Origin of the sequence: uncultured Sulfitobacter sp. (assembly GCF_947502895.1) — a bacterium.
Lineage (GTDB): Bacteria > Pseudomonadota > Alphaproteobacteria > Rhodobacterales > Rhodobacteraceae > Sulfitobacter.
The window spans coordinates 173,914-188,136 of record NZ_CANNBM010000001.1; the positions used below are offsets into that span (position 1 = coordinate 173,914).

Genomic DNA, 14,223 nt, shown 5'->3' on the forward strand with positions numbered 1-14,223 from the left:
GAAGGACCCGACCCATGGCCGACAAGCTGCCCGAATACTATTTTCGCGTGCGCGAAAACGGCGCGTTTGTCTTTAGACTTGATACCGAAAACCGCCAGCGGCGCATCGAGATGGACCAGATCGCCGTTCTCAACATGCGCAATGGCGAGATCAAGGCGCATGGCGACCGCAATCTGTCCGAAACAGATATCACCGCAATCAAGGACTGGATGAACGAACGCGCGCGTACCCTCGCCCACCGTGAGATTGACGACATCTTACGTGCGGTCGACTATCTTAACACCACAACCCATTGGGTCCAAAGCCGCGCAACGGATGAACAGTTAGAGGCCGTGACGGACCCGCTGCTGCTGGCGATGCATGACCTGCGCAGCACGCTGGTGCGCAAAAAAGCAGCGCGGCTAACGCAAGACTAAGCGACAGGGGTTTGCCCCGTTGATGCGCTGCGCCCTGCGCGTACGTTCGGCAAGACCGTGCGCCAAAAACGGACATTCAGCAACACTGCGGCCACGCCCAAGCCGATACCAAGTCCTGCCCAAACGCCCACACCTTCCAGTCCAAAGGTAAAGCCCAACAAATATGATATCGGTACCCCAATGCCCCAATAGCTGATCGCGGCATATACCATGGGTCGCCGCGTATCCTGCACCCCGCGCAGAACACCCAACGCAATGGCCTGCGTGCCATCCACCAGTTGGAAAAGCCCCGCCATAAACAGAATACCAACCCCGATTTGCAAGATTTGCGCGCGGGCCGGATCATCATCAAGGATGAAAATGCTGATAAAGAACTCTGGAAACAAAAAGAAACAAGAAACAGTCAGCACAGAGAACACCAGCGACATGACTGTCACAATCCGCGCCCCCCGCGCCAGATGATCGGCATCCGAACGGCCATATGCATTGCCCGCCCGCACTGTGGCCGCATTGCTCAGCCCTAGATGCACCATAAAGGTGATCGACACCAACTGTAGCCCGATCCCGTGTGCGGCCAGCGGTATTGTCCCCAGCCAGCCCATCATCAAAGCAGAGGCCGCAAACAGCCCCACTTCGCTCAGCGCGGTGATCGAAATCGGCCAACCTAATGAGAATACTTTTCGCAACATGTCCCAATCCGCAGCCCAGAGGCGGCGGAACAGGTCGTGCTCGGACAGTGCGATGCGCACATAGATTACCACCCCGACCAGCGACACGATCTGCGTACACAGCGATGCAATCGCCGCACCGCGCACGCCCATTTCCGGGGCCCCCCAGTTTCCGAATATCAGCGCGTAATTGACAACCGCATTTACCACAGCCGCCAGCACCGTGATCCACAGCACGATCTGGGTCCGCTCCAGTGCGGCAAGATAGCTTTTGAGAACCATGACAAACAATGCAGGCAAAATGCCCCAACCCGCGATGGCCAGATACTCAGCCGAGCGCACGACCACATCCTCACCCTGCCCCATCAGCCGCAATATCGGCCCCGCAAAAAGCATCAAAGGCAAAGCAAGCAGAGCAAACCCGAAGCTGAGCCAAAGACCCATACGTGTGCTGCGCCTGACCGTTACCTCGTCGCCTTCCGCCTGTGCCGTCGCGACAATGGGCATCACGGCCCACGCATACCCGGAGCCAAAAATAAACAGCACAAAGAAGTAGGTCGAGGCCAGCGTGACAGCAGCCAGCGCTTCTACCCCGTACCAGCCCAGCATCACCGTATCGGTCACGCCAATCGCCATCTGCGCCAAATGCCCGCCGATCAACGGAAGGCCAAGAATCGCAATTGCACGAACGTGGGCGGGGGTGGACATGGTTTGATGCATAACCTCTGTCTAGGCCGAACCGTGGCTGTCGAAAAGCGGCAAATGTCCCGCGACACGCTTGGCATCGTGATGTTACGTCATCGCTCGATCTGCCCGATTGTACAGCGTGGCAGATCCACCGTAGGCTTGAAGGGACAGCAGATACGCAAGAGGACCGACATGGCAGATCATTGGACCGAGACAGTCGAACTGAACGGGGAGACGTTTTTTCTGCGCCACTGGGGCAACAAGGCAGCGCCCAAGATATTGATGCTACACGGGTTTCCCGAATACTCTGGAGCATGGAATGATCTGGCCCCGTTGTTGGCCACGCGCTATCACTGTATCGCACCCGACCAGCGCGGCTATGGCCAAAGCTGGCGGCCTGCCGACCCTGCTCTCTACAAAACGGCTCTGCTTGTTTCTGATCTGTTCACGTTGATCGGGGACGAGCCTGTGATCGTTCTAGGCCATGATTGGGGGGCCTCTGTCGCTTATGCGCTGACCATCGGGCGGCCCGATCTGGTATCAAAGCTTATTATAATGAATGGCGTACACCCCGCCCCCTTCCAGCGCGAATTGGCAAAAGGTGGCCCACAGACGGACGCCTCGCAGTATATTCACTTTCTGCGACGAGAAGGATCAGAGGACATTCTGGCCGCCGATGATTTTGCCAGACTTATGGGGCTGTTTTCAGCTCATATGGACATGGACTGGCTGAAGGGCGAGACACTGGCAGGCTACAAAGCCGCTTGGCGTGACGCAGCGGGACTGCGTGGCATGGTCAACTGGTATCGTGCATCCCCTCTGAAAATCGGCACTTCGGGCGAAGCGATTGAAGGGCTGAGCTTTGACCCTGCACGCCTGCAAGTCCGTTGTCCGCATCTGCTGGTCTGGGGCACTGCAGATACCGCTTTGCTGCCTGAAACAACACAAGGGCTTGAGGACTATGCCCCCGACCTCACCCGTGTAGAGATTGAAGGGGTGGACCACTGGCTGCACCACCAAAAGCCGAGGGAAGTTGCTGATGCTGTTCTGGACTGGCTGGGATAAAAACCGAGACCGCGATCAGAAAAGGCAGGCGCACAGTGCTGCCGAGGCAAATTTGGTTTACCGCTGTATCCCGTGCAATTAATGGCCATTGTATTGCGCACCCAAGCCAAGGTGCACAGCTTTCAACCCACGATGGGCGCTGTCTGACACCTTTGCCAATCCCCCTTGGCTCAAATTTGCGTATCTCTTTGCCTAACGGGGCAAATAGAAATAGTTATTCATGCAGTTCGGTCAAAGGCGATACGCGTGACATCCCAGCCCCGACATTTCAGCAGGTGACTGGAATTTAGCAGCTTTGCCAATTGGTTGTGTCTTCACTCGCGTGCTTAACAATACCCTATTTTACGGTGAGCATCCTGCGTTGGCTCGCGGGTTTGATTCCGCACATGCAATTGGACCGGCTGGATACGGCGTGCTTCGGTTTAGACCGCGACCACGCACATCACTGCTGACATCACGTGGTCAGCAGTGATGTGCTAGTTCAGTAGACCAGCGCACCGAGAAAGCCTGATGAAACAACATACCAACTCCGAGCCAGACACCGCAGGTTACAGCACAGTCAGAAAAGGCAAACATGGTGTCATTCTGTTATGCCTGTCTGCATTGGCGTTCAGCACAGCAGGCATCTTTACAAAATCAGTAGACGCGAACGCATGGGATGTCATCTTTTGGCGTGGCCTTAGCGGGACGGTATTCACGTTGATGTTTTTATACGCCCGCGCAGGAATGAAAGACGAGTGGCATCGTTTTGGCACATCCGCACTGTTGGCCACTGCACTGATGGCATCGGGGACAGCCGCCTTTATACCTGCATTCAAACTGACAAGCGTCGCAAACGTAGCATTGATCTGGGCCACAGCACCTTTCTTTAGTGCCATACTGGCATGGCTGTTCATCAAAGAAGCGCCATCAACAAAGGTCGTCATCTGTAGTGGGTTTGCATTTATCGGTGTCGCGGTGACAGTGCTGAGCGCACATGCAGATGGCAATGTCGCGGGGGACATGCTTGCTTTGTGGATGACCTTGATGATGTCTGCCGCCATGGTCATTTATAGGGCCCGACCCAAAACCCCAACCAAGCTGCCCGCTGCATTCTCGTCTGTTATTCTACTACCCTTCGCGCTCGCGCTGTCTGATCCATCGCAGGTAGCAGTCGCGGAAATCGGCGTCTTGCTTGTCTTCGGTGTGGTGTTTGCCGTTGCATCGGTCCTGCTGGCCGAAGGCGCGCGCTGGATCCCTTCAGCGCAAGCTGCTTTGGTCAGCGCACTTGAAACGCCATTGGCACCAATCTGGGCTGTTTTGATCTTGGCAGAATGGCCCGCCAATACGACAATTACTGGCGGCGCAATCATCATGGTGGCCGTATTCGCATCACAAGCTTCACTGCAATCTGCAGATACGCACCACAGTCGCCGCTGACCCGATTGTGAGACAAACCCACCGCAATTTTCAGAACGAACCAATTAGACAGATCATATTACCTGCTGCGGAAGCCAGCAGCTGATGCCCCCCCCCGCATGGTGCCAAGGGCGTTCCATAACTAACCCTTACCCAAACGCGGGGGAGGCAAACCTAAACGTCAGGAATTGGCTGGGCCTGCAAGCGGGAAAGCGGACCGATGCATTATACGATGCACACTTTCTTCTTCGTTATTTTCAAAGCAAGGAGGAACCGCACTCCGTTCCAGCGTTCTTGGCTTTAGCTATGATTCCAGTCTTCTGGGTCGGCATTGTTATTGGGGCTCAGACCGATGATGTCGCCTTCGGTAGAGCAGCCAAGGCCCAGAACAGTCCGATTGGCATAACAGAAATATGATGTCACCTGATTGATCTCAAGTATTTCACCGTCCTCCCATCCAGCCATACGCAATGCCTCTACATCCATCTGAACCATGTCCGCTGGTGTCTGCGCCAACCGCTGTGCATAGCGCATTGCCGCGTGGTGCCGCGCCTCAAACGGCATGGCAGAAACATCCCCACTCTCTATCGCCGCTCGGAATGCGTCAGAGCGTGCATCATCCCCGAGCAATCGCTTCATCCCGGCGAAGTGATGCTCCACACAATAGTCACACCCGTTAAGCTGCGAAACCCAGACGCCAATCGCCTCCAGAAACCACTTCGGAATGGTATTTCCCGAATGGTGCAGCACATACTTGTACACCGCCATATGCGCCTCCATCGTATGCGGGCGCAAGGAATGTGCCATCATGATGTTATCGACGTTGTTGTCAGGGCCTGTGACACGGGCATAGAGCGCTTTGAGCTTGCCGGTCGCGGCGTCGAAAGGGATGGTTTTGATCCAAGTCATGAGGGTACTTTCAATACTGTGCACATTTAACCAATTGTTGCGCAAATAGGCATCAGAAGAACAGTACATTATAGACTGGCGATAGGTTTAGAAGACGGCTTTGCGGACTTTCCGGTCTTTTGCTCACGCGCCGTCTGCTGACGCAGCATCCCCACGCTTTCGCGGCACGTTTGCTGCCGCGATGAAGCGCATTTAACCAAAGCAGATATTGAAATCTGGGATTGGATTCCAAATCCAAATTGCTCTTTCGTTCGTGCGGGTCCAACAGCAATTTGTTTGCATTGAGGATATTAGGTATGGATTGCCAAACGGATTGCGTATGCAACAACGCCAAGTGCTGCAACGCTTGCAACCCAGATCGCGATGAACCATCCAAGTTTTCGCAAAGTTGCATAAGTCATCAGTGATACCCCTCTTCGGGATCGATTTTGCCCCGAAATACCCAATAGGCGTATGCAGTGTAGGCAAGGATCATCGGCACCAGAACGACTGTACCGACGAGCGCAAAACGCAGGCTTTCATCTGGAGCTGCGGCCTCGGCAATAGTGAGGCTCGGGGGAATGATATTGGGGTAAAAGCTGATCCCGATACCAATGAAACACAGAACAAATATGCTTAGCGCCGCCAGAAAAGGCTGCGCATCCTTGCCAGCGTTCAGGCCGGTAAAAAGCGCCCAAGCGGCCGCAAGAACAGCGCCAGGCATGATCACGCTAAAGATACTGCCGGGCAGGTTTAGCCAGCGTTGAAAATATTCGGGGTCTTGGAAGGGCGTCAGGATGCTCACCGCACCGATGAAGACCAACGTGCCAGCGCCCAGATACCACGCATAGTTTTGCATGCGGCGTTGCAGAGAGTTTTCGGTTTTGAGGATTATCCATGTCGCGCCCAAAAGGGCGTAGCCCACCACGACTGCGAAGCCTGTCAGAATTGAAAATACGCTCAGCCAGTCCCACCAGCCACCTGCATAGGCGCGGTCCGCAACTTCGACGCCCTGCACCAATGCACCCAATGCGATGCCTTGCATGAAAGCTGCGACGATTGATCCGCCAAAGAACGCGGCATCCCAGATGTGTTTTCCATGCTCGGTGCGCCAGCGGTATTCGAAGGCAACGCCACGAAAGATCAGCGCAAGCAGCATCAGGATGATCGGCATGTAGAGCGCGGGCATGATGACGGCGTAGGCAAGCGGGAAAACCGCGAACAAGCCACCGCCCCCCAGAACGAGCCATGTCTCATTCCCGTCCCAGATGGGCGCGATTGAATTCATCATGGTCGCTTTCTCTCGCTCGCCATCAGCAAGCGGGAACAGGATACCGACGCCCAGGTCGAATCCGTCGAGGATCACGTAGGTCAGGACGGCAAAGGCGATGATGCCTGCCCAGATAAAGGAAAGTTCAAACATTGATTTGCTCCTATTCGCCAGGAATGGCGTCCGGGTTGGTTTGGGCAATCGGGGTGATGCCTGAGGTGCGGATCGGACCGTCGCGCAGGCCCAGTTTCGGGGTCGCCGGTGCTTTATTCATCATACGAAGCAGATAGACGGTGCCGGCGCCGAAGACGAAAAAGTAGACGACGATGAAAGCGATCAGCGATGCGGCTACTGCGGGGGCTGCGACCGGTGCCAGACTGTCAGAGGTCCGCAACACGCCGTAAACAGTGAACGGCTGGCGTCCGACTTCGGTGGTGACCCAACCTGCAAGGACTGCGACGAACCCCATCGGCCCCATCACAATAGCGGCACGGTGCAGCAACGGCGTATCATAGAGCTGCCCGCGATAGCGCCGCCAAGCAGCCCAAGCGCCAAGCCCCAGCATCGCAAAGCCAAGGCCAACCATGACGCGGAAACTCCAGAACACGATAGCGACAGGTGGTTCTTCGTCATCAGGGATGGTGTCCAAACCGTCCAGCGGGGCGTCCCAATGGTGCTTGAGGATCATGCTGGAAAGGTTCGGGATTTCAATTGCGTAGTCGATCCGCTTTTCTTCCGCGTTTGGAATGCCGAACAGGATCAAGGGCGCGCCGTGAGGATGACTGTCATAGTGCCCTTCCATGGCCATCACCTTGGCTGGCTGATGTTCCAGCGTGTTGATCCCGTGCATGTCGCCCGCAAAAATTTGCAACGGAGCCACGACGATCAGCATCCACATCGCCATCGAGAACATCCGCCGCGCGGGCGCGTCCTGTTGGTTGCGCAGCAGGTGTAGGCCGCCAACGCCACCAACGACCAAGGCGGTTGTAAGGTACGCGGCCAGCACCATATGCGTGAGGCGATACGGGAAGGACGGGTTAAAGACGATCTGCCACCAGTCCTCGGGAACGAATTGCCCCAACTCATTAATGCTGTACCCCGCAGGGGTCTGCATCCATGAGTTCACCGACAGGATCCATGTGGCCGACATCAATGTGCCAAACGCCACCATAGCAGTTGCAAACATATGCAGCTTGTCGCCGACGCGTTCGCGGCCAAACAACATGATGCCAAGGAACCCTGCCTCTAGAAAGAAGGCTGACAGGACTTCGTAAGCCATAAGCGGCCCTAGTACCGGACCCGTTTTGTCAGAGAACACCGACCAGTTGGTGCCGAACTGGTAAGACATGACGATGCCCGACACGACCCCCATGCCGAAGGCGACGGCAAAGATCTTTTTCCAGTATGTGAACAGCGTCAGGTAAGTTTCGTCATGCGTGCGCAGCCAAAGCCCGTTCAGGACGGCAAGATAGCTTGCCAGCCCGATGGAGAATGCAGGAAAGATAATGTGGAACGACACGGTGAATGCGAACTGCATCCGGGCCAGTGTCTCTGCTGTGAAACCATCAAACATGTGCTTGCTCCATCGGGTTGGCAGGAGTTAGATTTTGACTTTGCGCAGGTAAGGGCGAAGCGTCTCGAAACCTTGCGGGAAGGCGACCTTGGCATCTGCGTCAGAAACCGACGGCGGTATGATAACCTCTTGCCCTGGCACCCAATCAGCGGGCGTCGCGACTTTGTGCTTGTCCCCAGTTTGTAGCGCATCAATCACACGCAGGATTTCATCAAAATTGCGTCCGACACTCATCGGATAAGTCATTGTCAGACGGATTTTTTTGTGCGGATCAATGATAAAGACCGAACGCACAGCGGCTGTTTCGCTCTCGCTTGGATGGATCATGTCGTACTGCTTGGCGATGGTCAGATCTGCATCCGCAACAATCGGGAACTGCAAGTCTGTGTTTTGGGTGTCGTTCACATCATCGATCCATTTGACGTGCTCTTCGACCGTGTCGGTGGACAGGCCGATGGGTTTCACGCCACGCCTTGTGAACTGTTCCGACAGTTGCGATGTGCGGCCCATTTCGGTTGTGCAAACGGGGGTGAAATCCGCCGGGTGGCTGAAAAAGAACGCCCAATCGTCGCCGATCCAGTCATGGAAGTTGATCGGGCCTGTTGTTGTCTGTGCGGCAAAGTCGGGGGCGGTATCACCGATTCTCAGGGTCATTTTTTATTTCCTATATTTAGAATAGTTCTTTTGGCGATTTAGCGCAGCCTCTTTACAAAAGCAATAGTTTGAATGTATCTTTTACTGCGGCAACAGGATGCACCTATGAAATTGACCAGCTACACCAACTATGCGATGCGCTCGTTGCAACTCGCAGCGCTCAAGTCGCCTGACCTCGTGCGCATTGATGACGTGGCGCAAATTCATAATCTCTCGCGGCCCCACATTATGAAGATCGTGCACGAATTGGGCAAAGCCGGATATCTGGAGACGGTTCGGGGCCGTAACGGCGGCTTTCGGCTCGCCCGCCCTCCCGAAAAGATCATCGTAGGGGAAGTAGTTCGGATCACGGAAGGACCGCTCGACGTTGTCGAATGCTTCAACCCAGAGAAAAACACTTGTCCGTTGATGGGCATCTGCATCCTGTCGCGTAAAATGCAGGAGGCGACAGCCGCCTTCATGGCCGTTTTGGATGATCTGACAATCGCAGATATCGCCGCCAATCGCGGCCAGCTGATGGACCGTATCGCCCCGCTTGAAATTCCAAGAGCTGAAAAGGTTGTAACATGACCGAGGACTCCGACTGGGTCGAACGGTTTCCAGGCCTCTCACGACTAGACCTGCCAACCAAACAACTTCTGACGAAGCGCAGTACAATCGTGCGCGTTCCCAAGAACACAATGGTGTTCGGCCCCGGCAAGTCACCAGAGAACATGCTGTTCCTGCTAGATGGTACTGTGCGTGTGCAGCAAGTTTCCGAAACGGGACATCAAATCGTACTTTACCGGATCGAGGCCGGGCAAAGCTGCGTGCTAACCACGGCCTGCCTTCTGGCATATGACGATTATTCAGCGGAAGGCATCGCTGAATCCGTCGTGAAAGCAGCTGCTGTGCCACGGGAGGTTTTTGACGATCTGGTTGCGGGATCTAAGCCGTTTCGTGATTTCGTGTTTGCCGCCTTTTCCAAGCGCCTCACTGATCTGTTCTTGATGATTGACGAGGTCGCCTTTCAACGGGTCGATGTGCGGCTGGCAGACAAACTGATCAAGCTTTCCAGCGGAGCCGACAGTGTCTCGACCACTCATCAAAAGCTATCTGTTGAACTTGGCACAGCGCGCGAAGTGATCTCTCGCCAATTGCAGGAATTCCAACGGCGTGGCTGGATCGAGCAGGCGCGCGGCAGCGTTACTCTTAAAGACCGACAACAGCTTCAAACGCTCGCAAATCATAACGCATAGAAAAATTCGGATGTTTGGTGACATTGTCACTGAACGGTGTCGATAAAAGAGCTATTCAATTTATAGCTTTTATTGGAGACAGCGACATGACAACGAATCTAGGAACTTTTGACCGCATATTCCGCGCCCTTCTGGGTATCGTTTTGCTGGCAGCACCGTTTGTAAGCGGGCTGGCCATTTTCAATGGAACAGCTGCGACGGTTATCTCGGTTATTGCTGGTCTTGTGATGCTCGGGACATCGGCCATGAAATTTTGCCCGCTCTACCGCATCTTCGGCATTCGGACCTGCAAGCTGTGATGTTCGAGACTGCATTCACACCGTTTCAATCGCTTGGTGGCGGGGCCTTGATCGGCCTTGGAGCCGTTCTGCTGATGCTTGGTCTTGGCCGCATCTTTGGCGCGACCGGCATTATGTCCGGTCTCGTTTTCTTTGAAAACCGCGAAGAGCTGTCATGGCGGGTGGCGCTTGTGATCGGGATGATCCTCGCTCCCGTGCTGCTCTTTGCCGTCACGGGTTCAATGCCCGCGCTTACCATCCCTGTCAGCCCTGCGATGATTGTCGTTGGCGGTGTTATCGTGGGTCTGGGCGCGAGCCTCGGGTCTGGCTGTACGTCTGGCCACGGGGTCTGCGGGCTGTCGCGACTTTCAATCCGATCGCTGGTCGCTGTGCCAACATTCATGGCGACCGCCGCGATTACCGTTTTCCTGATCCGCCATGTGTTTGGAGGCTAAGACATGAAACTGATATTTGCACTCGTTACAGGCCTCGTCTTTGGGACTGGTATCGCGATTTCTGGCATGATGGACCCTGCCAAGGTTCTGAATTTCTTTGACCTCGCTGGCACGTGGGACCCCAGCCTTGCTTTCGTTATGGGCGGCGCGCTTGTTATTACCTTCTTCGGGTACCGTCTGGCGTGGAAGCGGAACGCGCCCCTGTTTGGCGGGCGTTTTCAAGTGCCAACAGGCACTGACATCGACATGAAGCTGGTCGGCGGCTCGGCGCTGTTCGGCATCGGATGGGGCATCGCAGGGTTCTGCCCTGGTGCGGCTATTCCAGCGCTTGGCACAGGCCGCTGGGAAGTCGCCCTGTTCCTTGTTGCGGTGGTTGCAGGATTTTATGTGCGGCGGCTCGTGTCGTCCGTCTCATCTGCCAAGGCGGCCCAATGAAACACCTGTTCTCTCCCAAGCGCGCTGTGATCGCTGTTCTGGCTCTTGGCATCGCCAGCGCCGGAGCATTGACGCTCGCGCAAACCATGCACGGTGGCGGACATCGCCACGGTGCGGGTCACATGCATGATGAAGTCAACATGCCGGGCCTGCGCGGAGAGAACGCAACAGCACAAGAAAGTGCTGAAATCGCGATATTATTCAGAGGCTTCGAGACAATCACCCGTGAGGTGGAAAACCTGCCCAATGGGATCAAGACCATCACCCGATCCTCTGACGTGGCGGTGAGGGAAGCCTTGATCAGCCATTCGGTTGGCATGATTGACCGCGTCGACCAGTTGGATGATCCTAAGATTATCATCCAAAGCCCGACGCTTGATATCTTCTTTCTGCGCGGTGCCGCCATCACGTCGAGCATCGATATTATCGATGACGGGTTGGTCGTGGTCCAGACCTCGGATGACTTGGAAGTGGTCGCAGCCCTACACACACATGCCGCCGAAGTGACAGCCATGACCGAGCGCGGCATGGACGCCGTACATGACATGATGATGGAGCGCGGAACGGGCCATTGAGCTGAAGCCCGCGCATCCCGAATACTGGAGGAAATCAAATGACAAACTATCCCGTAGACATGAGCGTTAAGCCCGAGGTCGAAGCCTTCTTTGACGAGGCAACAAACACGATCAGCTATATTGTCAAAGACCCCACATCCGATGCTTGCGCCATTATTGATAGCGTTATGGATATCGATTACGCCGCTGGCCGCATTACCTATGATCATGCGGATGCAATGATTGCGCGCATCAATGAGATGGGCGGCAAGCTGGAATGGATCATCGAGACCCATGTCCATGCCGATCACTTAAGCGCTGCGCCCTATATCCAGCAAAAGCTGGGCGGCAAAATCGGTGTCGGCGAAAAGATTATGGTCGTCCAGGAGACCTTTGGAAAATTCTTTAACGAAGGCACGGAATTCCAACGCGACGGGTCGCAATTTGATGCGCTATTCAAAGACGGCGACACCTACCAGATCGGGAACATGCAGGCTTTCGCCATGTACACGCCCGGCCACACGCCCGCCTGCATGGTGCATGTGATCGGCAATGCAGCCTTCGCAGGTGACACGCTGTTCATGCCTGATGGCGGATCCGCACGATGCGATTTCCCCGGTGGGTCAGCGGGCGAGCTGTATGACAGCATCATGAAAGTGCTGTCGCTACCGGATGAGACACGATTGTTCATGTGCCACGACTACGGCCCGAACGGCCGCGCGATCCAGTGGGAAACCACAGTGGCCGAACAGAAAGCCAGCAACATCCATGTCGGCGGTGACAAAACCCGCGAAGATTTCATCAAGTTCCGCACCGAAAGAGACGCACAGCTGGCGATGCCCAAGCTGATCATTCCGTCTTTGCAGGTGAACATGCGTGCAGGTGAAATCCCAACAGATGACGACGGCAACCCAATGCTCAAAGTGCCGATCAACGGTCTGTAAGGAGAAACGGATAAATGGATATCAAAACACTGACCGCGAACCTGTCAGTCACCCCGCAGATCACCGTATCTGACCTCCAGACAATCAAAGACGCTGGATTTCGCGCAATTATTTGCAATCGCCCTGACGGCGAAGGTGCTGATCAACCCACCTTTGCCGAGATTGAAAAGGCCGCAAAGAAAGTTGGGATGGAGGCGGCCTATCAGCCTATCGTGTCTGGCAAAGTATCCGATGAAGATGCGACAGCCTTTGATGCGGCTGTTGCCCACTTGCCCGGGCCAGTGCTCGCCTATTGTCGCACAGGCACACGCTCCGCCACGCTTTGGTCGCTGTCTCAGGCGAAAACGCGCAGTGCCGCTGATATCTTGGCAGCGACAAAGGCCGCGGGCTATGACATGGGTGGCGTCGTGCGTCGGATTGTGAACGGTGGCAAGACACCGACCGATACGGGTGATGCGCAATATGACATCGTGATCGTCGGTGCCGGTGCTGGCGGGATCGCCGCCGCGGCCAGCCTGAAATCGCGCAAGCCGGGCCTTGAAATCGCGATCATCGATCCTGCTGACATCCACTACTACCAACCGGGCTGGACGATGGTCGGCGGTGGCATTTTCGAGCCGCAGCAAACATCCCGCACGATGGGGTCCTTGATCCCGCAGGGTGTGCATTGGATCAAGGCCGCCGTTGCGGCCTTCGAGCCTGAGAATAATGCCGTGATCCTCGATGGGTGTCGTGTTGTGAAATACAACCGAATGATCGTTTGCCCGGGGCTTAAGCTTGATTGGAACAAGGTCGAAGGCCTTGTGGATACACTGGGCCAGAACGGTGTGACATCGAACTATCGCTATGATCTGGCGCCTTATACATGGGAGCTGGTGAAGGGCATGAAAGAAGGCCGCGCGATCTTTACGCAGCCGCCAATGCCGATCAAATGCGCTGGCGCACCGCAGAAGGCGATGTATCTGTCTGGTGATGCATGGCACCGCAAAGGCGTTCTTAAAAACATTGATATCCAGTTTAACAATGCTGGCGGCGTGCTGTTCGGGGTGAAGGACTATGTTCCTGCGCTGATGGAATATGTCAAAAAATACGATGCTAAGCTCAACTTCTTCCACAACCTTGTCGCTGTGGACGGGCCTGCGAAAAAGGCGTGGTTCGATGTGGCCAAGCCAGACACAGAGGTCGAGCGGGTCGAGATGGCATTCGACATGATGCACGTCTGCCCACCACAAACAGCACCAGATTTCATCCGTGCCTCTGCGCTCGCAGACGCTGCTGGTTGGGTCGATGTGGATCAAGCCACACTGCGCCACAAGACTTACGAGAATATCTGGTCCTTGGGTGATGTAATGAATGCTCCCAACGCCAAGACGGCAGCGGCAGCGCGCATTCAGGCCCCAATCGTGGCCGAGAACATTGTCGCTGACATGCGCGGCGGAGCCCCCGTCGCGCAGTATAACGGCTATGGGTCCTGCCCGCTGACGGTTGAGCGCGGCAAGATTGTCTTGGCCGAGTTTGGATATGGCGGCGCCATGCTGCCCAGTTTCCCGAAATATCTGGTGGATGGCACCAAACCAACGCGTGCGGCATGGTTCCTCAAGGAAAAGATGCTGCCGCCGATCTACTGGAAAGGCATGTTGAAAGGTCGCGAATGGATGGCCAAGCCAGAAAAAATCGCAGCTGAATAACCTCATCGTCGC

The 14,223-nt window shown here is 55.4% G+C and carries 17 protein-coding genes; 11 read left to right on the forward strand and 6 right to left on the reverse strand.

What is annotated here, in order from left to right; all coding sequences use genetic code 11:
- Positions 1 to 14: 14 nt before the first annotated feature.
- Positions 15 to 416, forward strand: a complete 402-nt coding sequence (locus tag Q0903_RS00805) for a hypothetical protein (protein ID WP_299411948.1) — start codon at positions 15 to 17, stop codon at positions 414 to 416.
- On the opposite strand, the gene Q0903_RS00810 is transcribed toward Q0903_RS00805, so the two are convergent.
- Positions 413 to 1,792, reverse strand: coding sequence for an MATE family efflux transporter (locus tag Q0903_RS00810; protein ID WP_299411950.1), 1,380 nt, complete (start codon positions 1,790 to 1,792; stop codon positions 413 to 415). The genes Q0903_RS00805 and Q0903_RS00810 overlap by 4 nt on opposite strands.
- A gap of 171 nt (positions 1,793 to 1,963) precedes the next feature.
- Here Q0903_RS00810 and Q0903_RS00815 point away from each other — a divergent pair, with 171 nt between their 5' ends.
- Both Q0903_RS00815 and Q0903_RS00820 read left to right on the forward strand, forming a co-directional pair.
- Positions 1,964 to 2,836, forward strand: a complete 873-nt coding sequence (locus Q0903_RS00815; RefSeq protein ID WP_299411953.1) for an alpha/beta hydrolase — start codon at positions 1,964 to 1,966, stop codon at positions 2,834 to 2,836.
- 510 nt (positions 2,837 to 3,346) lie between these two features.
- Positions 3,347 to 4,255, forward strand: a complete 909-nt coding sequence (locus Q0903_RS00820) for a DMT family transporter (RefSeq protein WP_299411956.1) — start codon at positions 3,347 to 3,349, stop codon at positions 4,253 to 4,255.
- A gap of 279 nt (positions 4,256 to 4,534) precedes the next feature.
- Here the strand turns inward: Q0903_RS00820 and Q0903_RS00825 are convergent, their stop codons facing one another.
- The 5 genes from Q0903_RS00825 to Q0903_RS00845 form a co-directional block, all read right to left on the reverse strand.
- A complete protein-coding gene (locus Q0903_RS00825; protein WP_299411959.1) occupies positions 4,535 to 5,143 on the reverse strand; it encodes a peroxidase-related enzyme in 609 nt (202 codons plus the stop codon).
- Between the two features lie 290 nt (positions 5,144 to 5,433).
- On the reverse strand, positions 5,434 to 5,544 hold the full coding sequence (locus tag Q0903_RS00830) for a DUF2474 family protein (RefSeq protein WP_299024136.1): 111 nt from the start codon (positions 5,542 to 5,544) through the stop codon (positions 5,434 to 5,436).
- The gene (gene cydB, locus Q0903_RS00835; RefSeq protein ID WP_299411962.1) at positions 5,544 to 6,545 is read right to left on the reverse strand and encodes a cytochrome d ubiquinol oxidase subunit II; all 1,002 of its coding nucleotides are present in this window, start codon (positions 6,543 to 6,545) and stop codon (positions 5,544 to 5,546) included. Before cydB ends, Q0903_RS00830 begins: the two co-directional genes overlap by 1 nt.
- Positions 6,546 to 6,555: 10 nt before the next feature.
- Positions 6,556 to 7,965 carry a cytochrome ubiquinol oxidase subunit I gene (locus tag Q0903_RS00840; protein WP_299411964.1) on the reverse strand — a complete coding sequence of 470 codons (1,410 nt, stop codon included), beginning with the start codon at positions 7,963 to 7,965 and terminating at the stop codon, positions 6,556 to 6,558.
- A gap of 27 nt (positions 7,966 to 7,992) precedes the next feature.
- Entirely contained in the window at positions 7,993 to 8,619 is a 627-nt protein-coding gene (locus Q0903_RS00845; protein WP_299024142.1) for a peroxiredoxin, read from the reverse strand.
- A 105-nt stretch (positions 8,620 to 8,724) separates the two neighbouring features.
- On the opposite strand from Q0903_RS00845, the gene Q0903_RS00850 reads away from it, so the two are divergent.
- The 8 genes from Q0903_RS00850 to Q0903_RS00885 all read left to right on the forward strand — a co-directional run bounded on the left by Q0903_RS00850 (position 8,725) and on the right by Q0903_RS00885 (position 14,211).
- Positions 8,725 to 9,189 (forward strand): Rrf2 family transcriptional regulator, encoded by a 465-nt coding sequence (locus Q0903_RS00850; protein ID WP_299024144.1) that lies wholly within the window; start codon positions 8,725 to 8,727, stop codon positions 9,187 to 9,189.
- On the forward strand, positions 9,186 to 9,857 hold the full coding sequence (locus Q0903_RS00855; protein ID WP_299411968.1) for a Crp/Fnr family transcriptional regulator: 672 nt from the start codon (positions 9,186 to 9,188) through the stop codon (positions 9,855 to 9,857). The genes Q0903_RS00850 and Q0903_RS00855 overlap by 4 nt, the downstream gene beginning before the upstream one ends.
- An 86-nt stretch (positions 9,858 to 9,943) precedes the next feature.
- A complete protein-coding gene (locus Q0903_RS00860) occupies positions 9,944 to 10,156 on the forward strand; it encodes a DUF2892 domain-containing protein (RefSeq protein ID WP_299411971.1) in 213 nt (70 codons plus the stop codon).
- Positions 10,156 to 10,590, forward strand: a complete 435-nt coding sequence (locus Q0903_RS00865) for a YeeE/YedE thiosulfate transporter family protein (protein WP_299411973.1) — start codon at positions 10,156 to 10,158, stop codon at positions 10,588 to 10,590. The genes Q0903_RS00860 and Q0903_RS00865 overlap by 1 nt, the downstream gene beginning before the upstream one ends.
- Positions 10,591 to 10,593: 3 nt before the next feature.
- Positions 10,594 to 11,025, forward strand: a complete 432-nt coding sequence (locus Q0903_RS00870; protein ID WP_299411976.1) for a DUF6691 family protein — start codon at positions 10,594 to 10,596, stop codon at positions 11,023 to 11,025.
- On the forward strand, positions 11,022 to 11,600 hold the full coding sequence (locus Q0903_RS00875) for a hypothetical protein (RefSeq protein ID WP_299411978.1): 579 nt from the start codon (positions 11,022 to 11,024) through the stop codon (positions 11,598 to 11,600). The genes Q0903_RS00870 and Q0903_RS00875 overlap by 4 nt, the downstream gene beginning before the upstream one ends.
- A gap of 38 nt (positions 11,601 to 11,638) precedes the next feature.
- Positions 11,639 to 12,523 (forward strand): MBL fold metallo-hydrolase, encoded by an 885-nt coding sequence (locus tag Q0903_RS00880; RefSeq protein ID WP_299411981.1) that lies wholly within the window; start codon positions 11,639 to 11,641, stop codon positions 12,521 to 12,523.
- A 14-nt stretch (positions 12,524 to 12,537) separates the two neighbouring features.
- The gene (locus tag Q0903_RS00885; protein ID WP_299411984.1) at positions 12,538 to 14,211 is read left to right on the forward strand and encodes a bifunctional protein tyrosine phosphatase family protein/NAD(P)/FAD-dependent oxidoreductase; all 1,674 of its coding nucleotides are present in this window, start codon (positions 12,538 to 12,540) and stop codon (positions 14,209 to 14,211) included.
- Positions 14,212 to 14,223 lie beyond the last annotated feature (12 nt).

Bases quoted from the DNA above. Each gene is read 5' to 3' on its own strand.
- Q0903_RS00805 (WP_299411948.1), top strand. From the start codon at position 15: ATGGCCGACAAGCTGCCCGAATACTATTTTCGCGTGCGCGAAAACGGC.
- Q0903_RS00810 (WP_299411950.1), bottom strand. From the start codon at position 1,792: ATGTCCACCCCCGCCCACGTTCGTGCAATTGCGATTCTTGGCCTTCCG.
- Q0903_RS00815 (WP_299411953.1), top strand. From the start codon at position 1,964: ATGGCAGATCATTGGACCGAGACAGTCGAACTGAACGGGGAGACGTTT.
- Q0903_RS00820 (WP_299411956.1), top strand. From the start codon at position 3,347: ATGAAACAACATACCAACTCCGAGCCAGACACCGCAGGTTACAGCACA.
- Q0903_RS00825 (WP_299411959.1), bottom strand. From the start codon at position 5,143: ATGACTTGGATCAAAACCATCCCTTTCGACGCCGCGACCGGCAAGCTC.
- Q0903_RS00830 (WP_299024136.1), bottom strand. From the start codon at position 5,544: ATGACTTATGCAACTTTGCGAAAACTTGGATGGTTCATCGCGATCTGG.
- cydB (WP_299411962.1), bottom strand. From the start codon at position 6,545: ATGTTTGAACTTTCCTTTATCTGGGCAGGCATCATCGCCTTTGCCGTC.
- Q0903_RS00840 (WP_299411964.1), bottom strand. From the start codon at position 7,965: ATGTTTGATGGTTTCACAGCAGAGACACTGGCCCGGATGCAGTTCGCA.
- Q0903_RS00845 (WP_299024142.1), bottom strand. From the start codon at position 8,619: ATGACCCTGAGAATCGGTGATACCGCCCCCGACTTTGCCGCACAGACA.
- Q0903_RS00850 (WP_299024144.1), top strand. From the start codon at position 8,725: ATGAAATTGACCAGCTACACCAACTATGCGATGCGCTCGTTGCAACTC.
- Q0903_RS00855 (WP_299411968.1), top strand. From the start codon at position 9,186: ATGACCGAGGACTCCGACTGGGTCGAACGGTTTCCAGGCCTCTCACGA.
- Q0903_RS00860 (WP_299411971.1), top strand. From the start codon at position 9,944: ATGACAACGAATCTAGGAACTTTTGACCGCATATTCCGCGCCCTTCTG.
- Q0903_RS00865 (WP_299411973.1), top strand. From the start codon at position 10,156: ATGTTCGAGACTGCATTCACACCGTTTCAATCGCTTGGTGGCGGGGCC.
- Q0903_RS00870 (WP_299411976.1), top strand. From the start codon at position 10,594: ATGAAACTGATATTTGCACTCGTTACAGGCCTCGTCTTTGGGACTGGT.
- Q0903_RS00875 (WP_299411978.1), top strand. From the start codon at position 11,022: ATGAAACACCTGTTCTCTCCCAAGCGCGCTGTGATCGCTGTTCTGGCT.
- Q0903_RS00880 (WP_299411981.1), top strand. From the start codon at position 11,639: ATGACAAACTATCCCGTAGACATGAGCGTTAAGCCCGAGGTCGAAGCC.
- Q0903_RS00885 (WP_299411984.1), top strand. From the start codon at position 12,538: ATGGATATCAAAACACTGACCGCGAACCTGTCAGTCACCCCGCAGATC.